This window comes from Haloprofundus halophilus (genome assembly GCF_003439925.1).
Classification (GTDB): domain Archaea; phylum Halobacteriota; class Halobacteria; order Halobacteriales; family Haloferacaceae; genus Haloprofundus; species Haloprofundus halophilus.
The window spans coordinates 458,662-471,105 of record NZ_QQRR01000001.1 but is presented as its reverse complement, the minus strand read 5'-3'; the positions used below and the strand labels follow the sequence as shown (position 1 = coordinate 471,105).

General features: G+C 68.3%; 16 protein-coding genes. 9 read left to right on the top strand and 7 right to left on the bottom strand.

The features are described from left to right. Positions 1–23: 23 nt before the first annotated feature. Positions 24–1,298 (bottom strand): amidohydrolase, encoded by a 1,275-nt coding sequence (locus DV709_RS02295; RefSeq protein ID WP_117591369.1) that lies wholly within the window; start codon positions 1,296–1,298, stop codon positions 24–26. A 141-nt stretch (positions 1,299–1,439) separates the two neighbouring features. Between DV709_RS02295 and DV709_RS02290 the strand changes: the two genes are divergently transcribed. Beyond that, on the top strand, positions 1,440–2,984 hold the full coding sequence (locus tag DV709_RS02290; RefSeq protein WP_117591367.1) for a Na+/H+ antiporter NhaC family protein: 1,545 nt from the start codon (positions 1,440–1,442) through the stop codon (positions 2,982–2,984). Continuing rightward, on the top strand, positions 2,981–3,319 hold the full coding sequence (locus DV709_RS02285) for a DUF7513 family protein (RefSeq protein WP_117591365.1): 339 nt from the start codon (positions 2,981–2,983) through the stop codon (positions 3,317–3,319). Before DV709_RS02290 ends, DV709_RS02285 begins: the two co-directional genes overlap by 4 nt. Before the next feature lie 48 nt (positions 3,320–3,367). On the opposite strand, the gene DV709_RS02280 is transcribed toward DV709_RS02285, so the two are convergent. After that, positions 3,368–3,700 (bottom strand): uS10/mL48 family ribosomal protein, encoded by a 333-nt coding sequence (locus DV709_RS02280; protein ID WP_117591363.1) that lies wholly within the window; start codon positions 3,698–3,700, stop codon positions 3,368–3,370. Positions 3,701–3,971: 271 nt separating this feature from the next. On the opposite strand from DV709_RS02280, the gene DV709_RS02275 reads away from it, so the two are divergent. Further along, positions 3,972–4,436, top strand: coding sequence for a bis(5'-nucleosyl)-tetraphosphatase (locus DV709_RS02275; protein WP_117591361.1), 465 nt, complete (start codon positions 3,972–3,974; stop codon positions 4,434–4,436). Positions 4,437–4,516: 80 nt separating this feature from the next. Further along, positions 4,517–5,539 (top strand): DUF5787 family protein, encoded by a 1,023-nt coding sequence (locus tag DV709_RS02270; RefSeq protein ID WP_117591360.1) that lies wholly within the window; start codon positions 4,517–4,519, stop codon positions 5,537–5,539. A 51-nt stretch (positions 5,540–5,590) separates the two neighbouring features. Here the strand turns inward: DV709_RS02270 and DV709_RS02265 are convergent, their stop codons facing one another. After that, on the bottom strand, positions 5,591–7,492 hold the full coding sequence (locus tag DV709_RS02265) for a right-handed parallel beta-helix repeat-containing protein (RefSeq protein WP_117591359.1): 1,902 nt from the start codon (positions 7,490–7,492) through the stop codon (positions 5,591–5,593). A gap of 135 nt (positions 7,493–7,627) precedes the next feature. After that, a complete protein-coding gene (locus DV709_RS02260; protein WP_117591358.1) occupies positions 7,628–8,125 on the bottom strand; it encodes a DUF5797 family protein in 498 nt (165 codons plus the stop codon). A 180-nt stretch (positions 8,126–8,305) separates the two neighbouring features. Between DV709_RS02260 and DV709_RS02255 the strand changes: the two genes are divergently transcribed. The 5 genes from DV709_RS02255 (at position 8,306) to DV709_RS02235 (ending at position 10,798) form a co-directional block, all read left to right on the top strand. Next, complete coding sequence (locus tag DV709_RS02255; RefSeq protein WP_117591357.1) at positions 8,306–9,079, top strand: enoyl-CoA hydratase/isomerase family protein; 774 nt, start codon at positions 8,306–8,308, stop codon at positions 9,077–9,079. A gap of 88 nt (positions 9,080–9,167) precedes the next feature. Next, the gene (locus DV709_RS02250) at positions 9,168–9,383 is read left to right on the top strand and encodes a hypothetical protein (RefSeq protein WP_117591356.1); all 216 of its coding nucleotides are present in this window, start codon (positions 9,168–9,170) and stop codon (positions 9,381–9,383) included. Between the two features lie 129 nt (positions 9,384–9,512). After that, complete coding sequence (locus DV709_RS02245) at positions 9,513–9,770, top strand: DUF5789 family protein (protein WP_117591355.1); 258 nt, start codon at positions 9,513–9,515, stop codon at positions 9,768–9,770. Positions 9,771–9,874: 104 nt separating this feature from the next. Then, positions 9,875–10,192, top strand: coding sequence for a transcription factor S (locus tag DV709_RS02240; protein WP_117591354.1), 318 nt, complete (start codon positions 9,875–9,877; stop codon positions 10,190–10,192). Between the two features lie 3 nt (positions 10,193–10,195). Then, a complete protein-coding gene (locus DV709_RS02235) occupies positions 10,196–10,798 on the top strand; it encodes a hypothetical protein (RefSeq protein WP_117591353.1) in 603 nt (200 codons plus the stop codon). A gap of 7 nt (positions 10,799–10,805) precedes the next feature. Here DV709_RS02235 and DV709_RS02230 read toward each other — a convergent pair whose 3' ends face one another. Genes DV709_RS02230 through DV709_RS02220 form a run of 3 tightly spaced genes read right to left on the bottom strand, consistent with a single transcriptional unit; the run spans position 10,806 to position 12,321 of the window. Then, a complete protein-coding gene (locus DV709_RS02230; protein ID WP_117591352.1) occupies positions 10,806–11,156 on the bottom strand; it encodes a hypothetical protein in 351 nt (116 codons plus the stop codon). Further along, positions 11,153–11,371: a hypothetical protein gene (locus DV709_RS02225; RefSeq protein WP_117591351.1), complete on the bottom strand. Its 219-nt coding sequence runs from the start codon at positions 11,369–11,371 to the stop codon at positions 11,153–11,155. The genes DV709_RS02230 and DV709_RS02225 overlap by 4 nt, the downstream gene beginning before the upstream one ends. 50 nt (positions 11,372–11,421) lie before the next feature. Beyond that, positions 11,422–12,321, bottom strand: a complete 900-nt coding sequence (locus tag DV709_RS02220; protein WP_117591350.1) for a polysaccharide deacetylase family protein — start codon at positions 12,319–12,321, stop codon at positions 11,422–11,424. Positions 12,322–12,444: the final 123 nt, after the last annotated feature.

The window sequence follows — 12,444 nt, the reverse complement described above, 5'->3', positions numbered from 1 at the left end:
GAAGAGGAGGTGAACGCGTCGCCCTACGGCCGCGTCGCCGCGACTTCGAGAATCGAGTCGGCGAGCACCTCGATACCCAAGTCGAGGTCGTCTTCGTTCACGTCGAACGTCCGGGTGTGGTGGCCGCCGGGGTGGTCGGTGCCGACGCCGACGTAGGCGGCCTTCCCGCCGTTGTCCTGTACTTTCTGCATGAGGAACGTCGCGTCCTCGCTGCCGCCGAGCGCGTCGCGTTCGACGAGCGAGGTGACGCCGTCGTTGTCGCCTGCGACCGCGGAGACGACGTTCACGAGTGCGTCGTCGCTACGAGCGCTGGGGGCCTCGCCCTCCGTCGTCAGCGACACCTCACAGCCGTGCATCTCCGCGGCCGCCTCCATCACGCGGTACGCCTTCTCCTGCATGTACTCCATCAGTTCGGTCGTCTCGCCGCGGACCTCGCCGTCGATGAACGACTCCTCGGGGATGATGTTCGTCGCCGTACCGCCGCCGACGAGGCCGGCGTTGATTCGAGTCGCGCCGTCGGCGTGTCGGGGAATCGCGTAGAGGTTCTGAATCGCGGCGGCCATCGCCTGCACCGCGTTGTCGCCCTCCTCGGGGCGCGCCCCGGCGTGGGCGGGGTGGCCGGTGAACTCCGCGCGGAAGTGGTGGACGGCCAGAAAACCGTCGACGCCCGCGACGATCTCGCCCGAGGGGTGGTCGAGACCGATGTGGACGGCCAGCAGGTAGTCCACGTCGTCGAGGTGGCCGCTGTCGGCCATCGGGCCGCCGCCGGAGACGATCTCCTCGCTCGGCTGGAAGAACACCTTGAACGTCCCCGAGAAGTCGCTGTCGATGATCGCGTCGAGGACGCCGAGACCGATGGTCGCGTGGGCGTCGTGGCCGCACGCGTGCATGAACCCCTCGTTCTCCGAGCGGAAGTCACCCGAGACCGGCGCGTGGTCGTCCTCGTCGGCCTCGGTGATGGGCAGCGCGTCGATGTCGACGCGGAGCGCGACGGTCGGCCCCTCGCCCTTCTCGACGACGGCGACGGCGCCGGTGTAGCCGCCCTCCAGTTTCTCGAGGACGTCCTCGCGCGCGCCGGCCTCGCGGGCCCGCTCGAACCACTCGTCGAGTTCCGCGTCGTCGGGGACGCCGGGGCGGTCGTCGGCGAGCGCCTCTCGGCCGACGAACAACCCGTCGAGGTCGCGTTTCTCCAGTTCGTCGACGATGCGGGCGGTGGTGTAGAACTCTCGCCACGCCGGTTCGGGGTGGCGGTGCAGGTCGCGGCGGAAGCCGACGTAGTCGAACTCGCTTTGGCTCATGTCGCGGAGATTGGGAGGCGTTCACATAAAGCCGGAGAAAAGGGCAATCGGAACGGACCGTCGCCGGACGGACTGGTTCGCTGGTTCACAGTTCGCCGAGACGTATCGCTTATTTGTCCGGCCCGAGTCGACAGAACTGATATGAGTCGTGCGGAACTCGGCGACGACTCCGAGGGCCCGCCGCTACGTTTCCGCGGCGGTCCCCTCGCGAGCACCGTCCCGATCGCGTTCTTCATCGTATGGGCTATCGTACAGAGCGGTCTCTTCGGCATCGGCGACACGACGGGGTTGGTCGCCGGGATGCTCCTCGGCCTCATCCTCGGAATGTTGTTCGTGAAGGGAGACTGGAAGCACTACGCCAACGCGCTGTTCGAGGGGATGACCCAGCGCGTCGCCGTCACCGCCATCGTCGCGTGGCTGTGGGCCGGGATGTTCGCCGAGACGATACAGGTCGGCGAGTTCGTCTCCGGTCTCGTCTGGGCGGCCGACGCGCTCAGCGTCGGCGCGGCGCTGTTCCCGGCGCTGACGTTCCTGCTCGCCGCGGTGCTGGCGACGGGTATCGGCACGGGTTACGGCACCGCTATCGCCTTCACCGGTCTCGTCTTCCCGGCGGGCGTGCTCCTCGGCGCGAACCCCGTACTGCTGTTCGGGGCCATCCTCTCGGGGGCGGTGTTCGGCGACAATCTCGCGCCCGTCAGCGACACCACCATCGTCAGCGCCGTCACCCAGAACGCGGACATCGGCGGCGTCGTCGCCTCGCGGTTCAAGTACGCCGTCATCGCCGCCGTGCTCGCCTTCGCGGCCTACCTCGTCGCCGGCAGCGCGATGGCCGGCGAACCCATGTCGGTCGGTGCCACCGTCATCGAGGACGCGACGGCGCTCGGCCTCGTCCATCTGCTCTCCATCGCCGTCGTCATCGTGACGGCCGTCTCGGGCCGACACATCGTCGAGGCCATCTCCTGGGGGCTCATCGTCGCAATCGTCCTCAACCTCGCGCTCGGCCTCGCGCCGGCCAGCGAGATGCTCGTGTTCAACGCACCCGCCTCCTCCGGCATCGCCGCCGCCTTCGCCGACGCACCCGTCGTCGGGGCCGTCGTCGAGACGATTCCCGCGGGGGCCGACGCCGACCCGTCGGTCGGCGGGAGCATCTACAGCGGCGCGGCGGGCTTCTTCCCGCTCATCGTCCTCGTGTTGCTCATCGTCGCGGGCGCGAAGGTGCTCCAGCGCGGCGGCGGCTTCGAGGCCATCCAGGACGTGCTGTTGAACCGCGTCGCCACCTCGGTCCGGCGCTCGGAACTGACGATGGTGCTCGGCACGGCGCTGGTCAACGCGATGATAACCATCAACACGGCCGCCGAAATCGCCATCGCGCCGTACGTCTCGACGCTCGGCCGTCGGTTCAACATCAACGGCTACCGTCGGGCCAACATCCTCGACGCCAACACCTCGGCGCTCGGTTACATCTTCCCGTGGGGCGGCGGCGTGCTCGCGGGCTACTCGGTGATGCTCGGCCTGCCCGAGGAGTACGAGTGGTTCACGCAGGCGATGCTCGTCAACCCCGCCTCGGTCTGGCCGTACGTGTTCCACGGCTGGTTCCTCGTCGGCGTGTTCGTCTTCGCGGCGGTCACCGGCTACGGCCGCGAGTACGTCCCCGACCGCGTCTCCGAGGAGGTGAGTCGCGTATGAGCGACCGCTCGTCGCAGCGCGACGCGCGGACCGACGGCGGTGGGGCGTTCCGAAAGCTCCTCGCAGGGTGGACGTTCCGGACGAGCACCCCCTCGTACGACGTCGGCGACCGACTGGTAGCGTACGTCACCGGCGTCGACGGCGACACCCCGGTCGTCCGCATCGGCGACACGGTGTTGCGACTCGCGACGACCGCGGACGACGTCGAACTCGACCCGGACGGGGAACTCCTCGACCGGAAAGTGCGCATCCGCGTCGACTCCTTCGACGCCGCGTCGCATCGGGGCACCGCGGAGCTGCTCGCGGTGCTCGACAGGTCCGAGGCGTCGTTCTGAGACGGACGGCGACCGTCGACGAGAAGATACCAGTTCCGCCGGTGCAGGTCAGTTCTGGCGGTGGCCGAGCGGTTTCTTCTGCTCGATCTCGATTTCGACGTGGACGCTGTCGGGGAACTGCCGCTCGGCGACGCTGCGGGCGATCTGGTCCGCGCCGTGGATTTCGAGTCGGCGCGTGTACACCGTGTACGACCACGGCGAGAACTCCCGGCCGCGCGTGAGAGTTCGGTACTGCGGGACGCTCAGTCGGTCCGGCGACGAGGAGTGCGGACCTTTGCACTCCGCTCCTTTCCGTTCGAGCAGCCGTTTGAGTCCCGTCACCACGTCGTCGAGCACGGCGCGGTCACCACTTTCGAAAGTGAGTTTGGTTACAAAAGTCATGAGCTGGGGGGTTACTCTCAGTTTCGCACGCGGAGCGGTAAAAACGCATCTACAGCGTGCGGCGTGCGTGACTGTTCCGCACGGGGACTCGCCTCTCGGTCGACGGAGCCGCCGCTCCGCACCGTCGACGCGCGCGAACCGGTCGACGACGGCGGGTCACTGATAAAGTCGGGTACGTTTCCGCAGAAATCGCGCCGTCGAGCGTCGACTGTGCGAGACTGTGCCGACGCCTCCGATATTCTCTTAACACGGGATGGTCTACGTGGATACAATGACGGTCGAAGCGGTCAGTGCTGGAGCCATCCTCTTCCGCGACACCCGCGGCCGACGGGAGTATCTGCTCCTGAAGAGCCGACCCGGGGACTGGGAGTTCCCGAAAGGCGGGGTCGAAGGCGATGAGGAACTGCAGCAGACGGCGATTAGAGAGATCGGAGAGGAGGCGGGCATCGACGACTTCCGCCTCGTCGACGGGTTCCGCAGAGAGTACGACTACGTGTTCGAAGCCGGTGGCAAGACCATCCACAAGACGGTCCACCTGTTCATCGCGCGCTCGTTCGAGGCCAGCGCGGAGCTGTCGAGCGAGCACCGCGACCTGCAGTGGCGCGACTACGAACAGGCCATCAACACGATCACGCAGGACGGCCCGCGCGAGATTCTCGAAGAGGCGCACAACTACCTCAACGAACTCGTCTCGGAGAACGGCGACGACGAACCGGAGCGAAAGTACCTCGCGTGACCCGCGGCGGGTGAGGCGGGTCGGCGCGCGCTCGCGCCGCGTTCCGTAACACGAATAGCGACTGCGCTCGCAGTGCGGCCGTGAGCTATCCGGCCGACTCGGAGTTCGTTTTCGAGCTTCTGACCTGCCGGTGGGCCGAACGCGCGTGGCCCCCGGAGAGCGACCGCGAGTCGGCGCTCGTCGTCGCGCGGCAGCTCGGCACGAAGCGACGCCGCTGGGACACCGTCGTCGTCGAAGCCGACCCCGAGGCGCTCGCCGCGCGCGCGGCGTTCGGTGACGACGAACTCGACTCCGACCTCCTGCACGTCGTTCGCCACGCACCTGCCGAGTGGACGTGGTACCGCGACGCGCTCCCCCATCCGGGCTACCCGTGGCGCTACGTCCTCGCGGCGATCCACCGCGCCGCCGCCCGCGGCGTCGTCGAGAAGCGACGTAAAGGGCGGAGAATCGAGATTCGCCGCATCGCGCCGTACCCCGACTGGGTTCGTCGCATCGTCGCCATCGAGAACAAACCCGACCTGGACGCCAGCGCCGCGCGCGCGCTCTCGGGGCAGTTGGAACACGACGTGGAGACGGCGCTGGCCGACGAGGTGTGGCTGGCGACAGCGGCGACCGACGCGGCCGTCGAACCCGCGCTGCTCGAGAGCATCCCCGTCGATGTCGGCATCCTCGCGCTCGACTTCTCGGCCGGGGTCCGAGCCGACGCGGGCGAGGTGGCGTGGTACCCGAGTTCGCTGTCGCCGAGAGCGGACGGAGACGGAGTCGACAGCGGCGACTGCGGCGACCGAGCGGAGACGCGTCTGCGACTCGCAGAGCGCGCCTACGGCCGCGGCTGGCGGTCGTACCACTCGACGATGCGCCAGGACTGTCGGCACTTCGAACTTCGACGCGCGGGCGACGCGCTCCTCCCGTGGTGCGCGGCGAAAGGTCGCCACCAGACCGCCGCCGAGTGCGCGGGGTCGTGCGGTTCCTTCCAGCCCGAACCCCCGCAGTGGCGGACGAGAGGGTGGCCGATAGAGGGCGGTCCGGGCAAGGGAATCGAGCGGTTGCTCGAACGGCGGCGTGCGCGCGTCCGCGAGCGGTCCGCGCCCGACTCCCGATAACCGTCCGCACCCGACTCCTGATAACCGTCCGCGCCCGACTCCTGAGACCCGTCAGACCGAGTCGTGGTCGATTCGGCCGAAGGGGTGCCACGTACCGGGGTCGCCGCCGTCGACGCAGACCCAACCCATCGCGCCTCCGGGCGACGGTTCGACGTTGCGGACGCGGCATCCGACGTCGAAGCGTCCCTCGGTCGGCGGCGCGCGGCCCGGGAACGTCAACGTCACGTCGGCACAGTCGGAGCCGACGCGAACGTCGGCGTGTGGGAGCTGCCCCTCGATATCGGTCGACCCCGTGAGAACCGTCGACCGCGCGAAGCCGTCGGCGTCGTTGTCGCGGAAGCGGAGCTCCTCGCAGCCGTCGAGGAGATAGCCGACCTCCCCGTCGTCCCCGTCGTCGCCTCCGCCGACGACGTCGGTGTCGCGGAAGAAGACGCGGCGGACGCCGAGGAGTTCGACCCCGCGGTCGACCCGTCGACAGTCGTTCCCGTCGAGGCGGTGGTCGAAGCCGCCGCGGAGACGGATGCCGCACTGCGAACCCTCCCGGCCTTCGAGCGTGTTGGCCGCGACCCGCACTCGGGCGGTCGGCGTCGGGTCGGAGACGGCGAGCACGCCGACCTCGAAGTCGAACAGTTCGTTCGCCGTGACCGCGACGTTGCGGCCGCCGCGAACGACGAACCCGACGCCCGCGACGGCGCGACAGACGTTGTCGGTGACGGTGACGCCGTCGCCGCGCTCGACGACGACGCCCGACGGTTCGTGGATCGGACGGCCTCGAAGGCTCCCGTCTTCGCGGCCCTCGGTCGAGCCGTCACGCCGACTCCCGCCGATTCCCACGTCGTAGACGTAGTTGTCGGCGACTTCCCCCGAGGCCCGGCGGAGCGCGATACCTGCACCGCCGACGCACTCGATGGTGTTGTCGGAGACACTGACGCCCTCGGCGACGGCCTCCTCGAACTCGTCGGGCCCGTCGGAGACGTCGCCCGCCGCTCCGTGGCCCCCGGGGTGAACCGTGATGCCGTCGCCGCCGTGGTTCCTGACGGTGTTGTTCTCCACGGAGATGTTTCGGTAGCGGCCGTCGAGGCGGATGCCGGTCGACGTCTCCGTTCCCTCGACGATGTTGCCGGTGATGCGTACGTCGTGCCAGTCGGTGCCGTCGTCGCCGAGGATGCCGACGTCGGTGCAGCGTCGGATCTTGTTCCCGTCGACCGAGAGGTCGTGGCCGCCGCTGCGGTGGAGGTGCACGCCGCGCGCGCAGTCCTCGGCGACGTTGTTGACGATGGCGACGTTCTCGTTGGCGGAGCCGTCGACGGCGGCGTTCTCGACGCCGCCTCCGGGCGGGGCGACGACGAGGCCGCCGCGCTCGGTGAGGTTGTCCGCCTGGTAGGCGGCCGACCGGAGACCGACCGCGTAGCAGTTCCGCACGAGCACGTCTTTCCCGCCCGCCACGTCGACGAGGTGCCAGCGGAGGTTCTCGCCCCGACAGCCGCGGACGGTGACGTCTTCGGCGTGGGCGACGCCGATACCGTTCCCCTTCGCGGGGTCGACCGAACCGAGGGTCAGTCCGTCGACGACGACCTGTCTCACCCGTTCGCCGCCGCCGTAGCTTCGCGGGACGAGCGCCGTCGCGTCGGGGTCCGGCGGGTCGAACAGGAGCGTCGCGCCGTGACCGTCGACGACGAGGTTCGAACCGTAGAGCAGCGAGCGCTCGTGGCGGTACGTACCGGGCGGCAGCGTTACGGTTCCGCCGCCGCGGTCGGCGGCGGCGTCGAGTGCCGCCTGCAACGCGGGACCGTCGTCGGCGTCGCCGTCGCCGACCGCGCCGAACGCGTCGACGTGTACCGTCCCCGGGCGAGCGCCGGGGCCGCCGTCTCGGTCGCGTTCGGGCGTTCGGCCGCTTCCTTCCGACGTCGCGGCAGTCGACTCGTCGGCGTCGTCGCCCTCGTCGTCTCTCATCGGGGTGCGTTAGGGGGGAGCGCTCGGATGAACGTTTCGGCAGGGGGTGTGTGTATGGCCGGACGTCGCCAGCGGCCGGACGTCGCCAGCGGTCGTGGGCGTGGTACAGGACGCGCGGGCGGCCGCGTCTCCGACTCAGACGACTTCGACGTCGACCTCGTCGCGGTCGACGGCGAGTTTGAACGTCGGCACCGTCCGGTAGGTGACCTCGACGACGCCCTTCCGCTTGAGGCTCTGCAGCGCCCGGCGGACGTCGGCGGCCTCGGGGTCGACGTCGAACCGCTCGCGGAGCTTGTTCAGCACGCTGACGACGCTCTCGGAGCGCTCGTCGGGTCCGGCGACGACCTCGAACACCCGCGACTCGAGTTCGGGGACGCGAAGCACGCTCGGCGCGCCCTCGTCGCGTTCGTCCTCGACCGGCGGGTCGATGCCGAGCAGCTCCGCGGCCTCCGTCGTCGCCCGGATGAGGCTGTTCTCGTCGCGGTAGTAGTACTCCTTGAGCGTGCCTTCGAGGTAGCGGTGGACCTCGCTGCCGCTGTCGAGGTCCCAGCGGTCCTGCAGTTCCTTGTTCTTCGTCGGTTGGAGTTTGACCACGTCCGCCAACCGCTCCTTGTCCTCGTCCGAGAGGGTCATTGCCGGGTGTTCGGGGAGGGAGGATATCGGTGTTCTGGAGTGTGGCCGGGACCGCGGGCTGAGATGGCGTACCGCGCTCTCGGCGTCACCGATGCGAGCGAAGACCGTTCGTCGACCGGAACTCGCCGCTGTATCGACCGCGGGCCGAACGATTATCCCGAATCGGCGTGACCCACGAGTATGGCGGAGACCGTACTCCTCGACATCGACAGCGACGACGTGGCGACCATCACCGTCAACCGACCGGACCGACTCAACGCGCTCAACGTCGAGACGCTCGAAGCGCTCGAAGACGCCCTCGACGAGGCCGAGGCGGCCGACGCGCGCGTCGTCGTCCTCACCGGCGCGGGCGAGAAGGCGTTCGTCGCCGGCGCGGACATCTCCTACATGAAGGAGCTCTCGGTGCCCGAAGCGCAGGAATACGCCGAACTCGGTCACCGCGTCGCCGACCGCCTCGAAACGTTTCCCGCCCCCGTCATCGCCGCCATCAACGGCTACGCCTTCGGCGGCGGCTGCGAACTCGCGCTGGCCTGCGACCTCCGGGTCGCCTCCGAACGCGCCGTCATCGGCCAGACCGAGATCGACCTCGGCATCACGCCCGGATGGGGCGGCAGCCAGCGACTGCCGCGCCTCGTCGGCGACGAACTCGCCCGGCGGATGATCTACTTCGGCGACCGCGTCGACGCGACCGACGCCCACGAACACGGCCTCGTCGGCGAAGTCGTCGCCCACGACGAACTCGACGACGTCGTCTCCACCCGCGCTGCCGAACTCGCCGCGAAACCGAAGTTCGCGCTGCAGACGGCGAAAGAGACCATCAACGCCGTTCACGAGGAACCGCAGGGCGCGGGCCTCGTCTACGAGCGTCGGGCGTGGAGCGGACTGTTCGGCACGCACGACCAGCGAGAGGGGATGGACGCGTTCCTCGACAAACGAGACCCCGACTTCGAGTGAATGTCGTCCGATTAGATAGTCACTAACGAGTTACTCTACCGTTTTTAGTACATTCATAACAATGTTATAATCTTCCTTTCGCAGAGGTATGAACCCGTTCGCGGCCATCGCCGACCGCCTCTCCGAGAGCGGCGAGGCGAACGGCGGGCCGTACAAGTGTCGGGGGTGCGGCGAGACGTACTCGGTCGAGTACCACGTCTGTCCGACCTGCGGCGGCTACTCCGTCGAGAGCGACTACGACCCGGTCGTCTGCGACGCGGATTCGCCCGTGGACGGCGACACAGACCGCTTAGAGACGTCGTAACCGCTCGCGTGTCGTCCGAGCGCGAACCCGAAAATCGTGTCACCGAATCGCAGACTGCGCTGCGCCGGAAACTCACCGTCCCGCGGCGGGGACGCCGAAGCTATGTGTCTCGAAGGCGATATAGAACCCATGAGTGAGACGATAAAACTGAGTCGAGTCGACACCGCCTTCGAGCGGCTCTCGTACCCGGTCGCCCGCGACGAGGCCGTCGCGGAGTACGCCGACACGACCGTAGCGCTCGCCGATGGGGAGGCGAACCTCGGCGAGTTAGTTTCGGAGACGCGCAGCGAGAGGTTCCGCAGTTCCGAAGAGCTGTCCGAGGAGTTGTACAACGTCCTGCCCGTCGAAGCGCTGGGAGAACCGGGACAGTCGGAGGGCGACGCCTGACAGCGCCGGATGCCGTCGCCGTCCCGAGGACGCGGACGCGCCGTCGGGCGGTTCCGACGCCGAATCCCGACGTTTAAGTAGCCGAGTACGCTGATATCACTCCTATGGAGTTCTGCGACGAATGCGGTTCGATGATGCAGACGCAAGGCGACAACTGGGTCTGCACGAAGTGCGGTCACGAGAAACTGCGCGACCAGGCCAAAGAGCAGGCGATGGTGACGACGCAGGCTCAAGAGGAGTCCGAAGTCATCGAGTCCGAGGGCGGCACGAGCGGCCTGCCGACGACGACCGCACACTGCCCCGAGTGCGGCAACGACACCGCCTACTGGTACATGCAGCAGATTCGCTCGGCCGACGAGTCCGAGACGCGATTCTTCGTCTGTACCGAGTGCGAACACAAGTGGCGCGAAGACGACCACTGAACGATGCGCGTGCCACCCCCGGCGGTCCCCGAGGACCGCCTCGACGGGTGGCGACAGGTCGAGTCGAGCGTCGAACGCCCCTTCGACGCCGGACTCGTCCGCGTGACCGCTCACACGGTCGTCTACGAAAACGCGACGCTCGCCGAGCGCCTCCCGCGACGGCCCGATTCGACTCCGGTCCGCCGCTTCTTCTTCGCGAGCCGACTTCGACTCGCCCCGAAACCACCCGCGTCGCGGACGCTGTTCCGGCTGGTCGCCGACCGGTCGATGGCCGGCTTCGAGACGAAGCTCCGCGAACGCGGCTTCCTCGCCGTCGACAGAGCCTCCGAGCGACGGTTCGACGTTCGCGGGACCGAGGCCAGACTCGCGGGGTACGACGCCCGCGCCCGGGCCGGCGGAGCGGTCGTCGGCGTCCGGGGGTGGCTCGCCGCCTGGCCGACCGACGCTCGCGGCGAGTTCCTGCTCGCCGGCGGCGCGTACCCGACGAACGTCGCTGAGGACGACTCGATGGAGGCCGACGCCGGCCGCTCGCCGTCGCTGGCGGACGCGTTCGACCCCGAACGGTTCAGAGAAGAGCTGTTCGCGCTGATTCGGGCGACGCGGTAGCCCGCGGCTACCGCCGGAGCAGCGCCAGCGCCGCTCCGCCGAGGGAGAGCCGGGCCGGCGCGACGCCGACTCTCCTCGACAGGGCGTCCGGCCGGATACCCGGTCCGAGACGGGCGACGCTCACCCCGTCGACGCGCACGTCGACGGTCACGTCGGCCGCGCGGACGTTCTCGCCGAACCGCTCGGTCGGCAGTCGTCCCGTCCCGCGGAGGAGCGCGAGCGCCCCGGCGAGGGAAGGAGCGTCGACGACGACTAACTCCCCGTATCCGACGACGCGGACGTCTTCGTCCTCGACCGTCAGCGTCAGTTCGGCCGTGACGTCCAGCGGGCGGCGCGCGTCGGTCACGTCGTCGGTCACTCGTCCGGTTCGCGGGTGCTGATGCGGAGCGTGCCGTCGAGTCGCCAGTGGGCGTGGTCGGCGTCCTCGCCGGTCTTGCTCGGCACGTCCACCTCCATATCCTCGAACTCGTACGTTATCTCCGCGCCTCGCCCGGTCAACCGCTCGTAGAGGCCGAGGGCGAGTTCGGGCCACGTTCGCGTCTCGTCGATCTCGGACATCTCGTCGGTGCTCATGGCGTGAGTTCTGTTGGGAGGCCGTCGACTTAGTGGTTCTGCGGCGGCCGCTACACGTACGCCCCCTCGGGTTCGTAGATCGACGGGTCGTCCCGGTACTTGCGCGCAATCTCCTCGAGCGTCCTGAACTCGGCGTCCTCGTGGCTCCGAACGTAGCCGATGAACTCCTGCAGGAGCGAGATCATGTGGGGTAGCCCGTGGAGGTCGGGGTGGATGGTGAACGTGTACACCCCGGCTCCCCGCCGGTCGTAGAGGTAGTCGAACTGCCGCTTGTAGTACTGTTCGTACATCATCTCCGGGTCCTTGTACCCCGCGTGGTAGCTGGGCTGCTTGATGAACAGCATCGGCGGGATGTCGTCGCGGTACCAGCTGATCGGTATCTCGACGACGTCGGTCTCCTCGCCGTACCGGTACGGCTCCGTCCACGTCTCGGGTTCGCTGTCGTACTGTATCTTCTCCCAGCTGTCGCCCTTCCGCATCCACCCCGGCTCGAACTCGCGCTCCATCAAGCTGCTGTCGTAGAGGAAGCCGTGCTCTTCGACGAGTTCGGGCGTGTTCTCGCTGAACTCCCACCAGCTCGCCCGGTGGCCGACCGGCTCCTCTCCGGTGACGTCCTCGACGAGCTCCTTCGAGAGTTCGAGAATCTCGTCTTCCTGCTCGCGGGAGAGGTCCGTCGGGTTCTCGTGAGAGTAGCCGTGGACGCCGATCTCGTGACCCGCGTCCGCGACGGCCTGAACCTCCTCGCGGAACGTCTCTATCGTGTGACCGGGGATGTACCACGACGTGTCGATTCCCTCGTCCTCGAACAGCTGCACCAGTCGCGGAATGCCCTCGTTCCCGGCGGAGAGCCCGCGCGAGAGGTCCGCCGGCGAGTCTGCCCCGCCGTACGACCCTAACCAGCCAGCGACACAGTCCGCGTCGACGCCGATTGCTACGTCTATGTCTCCCATGTTTCTACACGACAGTGCCCACGCGGACACACATATTTCTCACCCGGCGTCGCCACGCGTTCCGGTCGAAAGATATCAGAAATTTTGGCTAACGGCCGATATTTTGGGCAGGAACGACCCGCG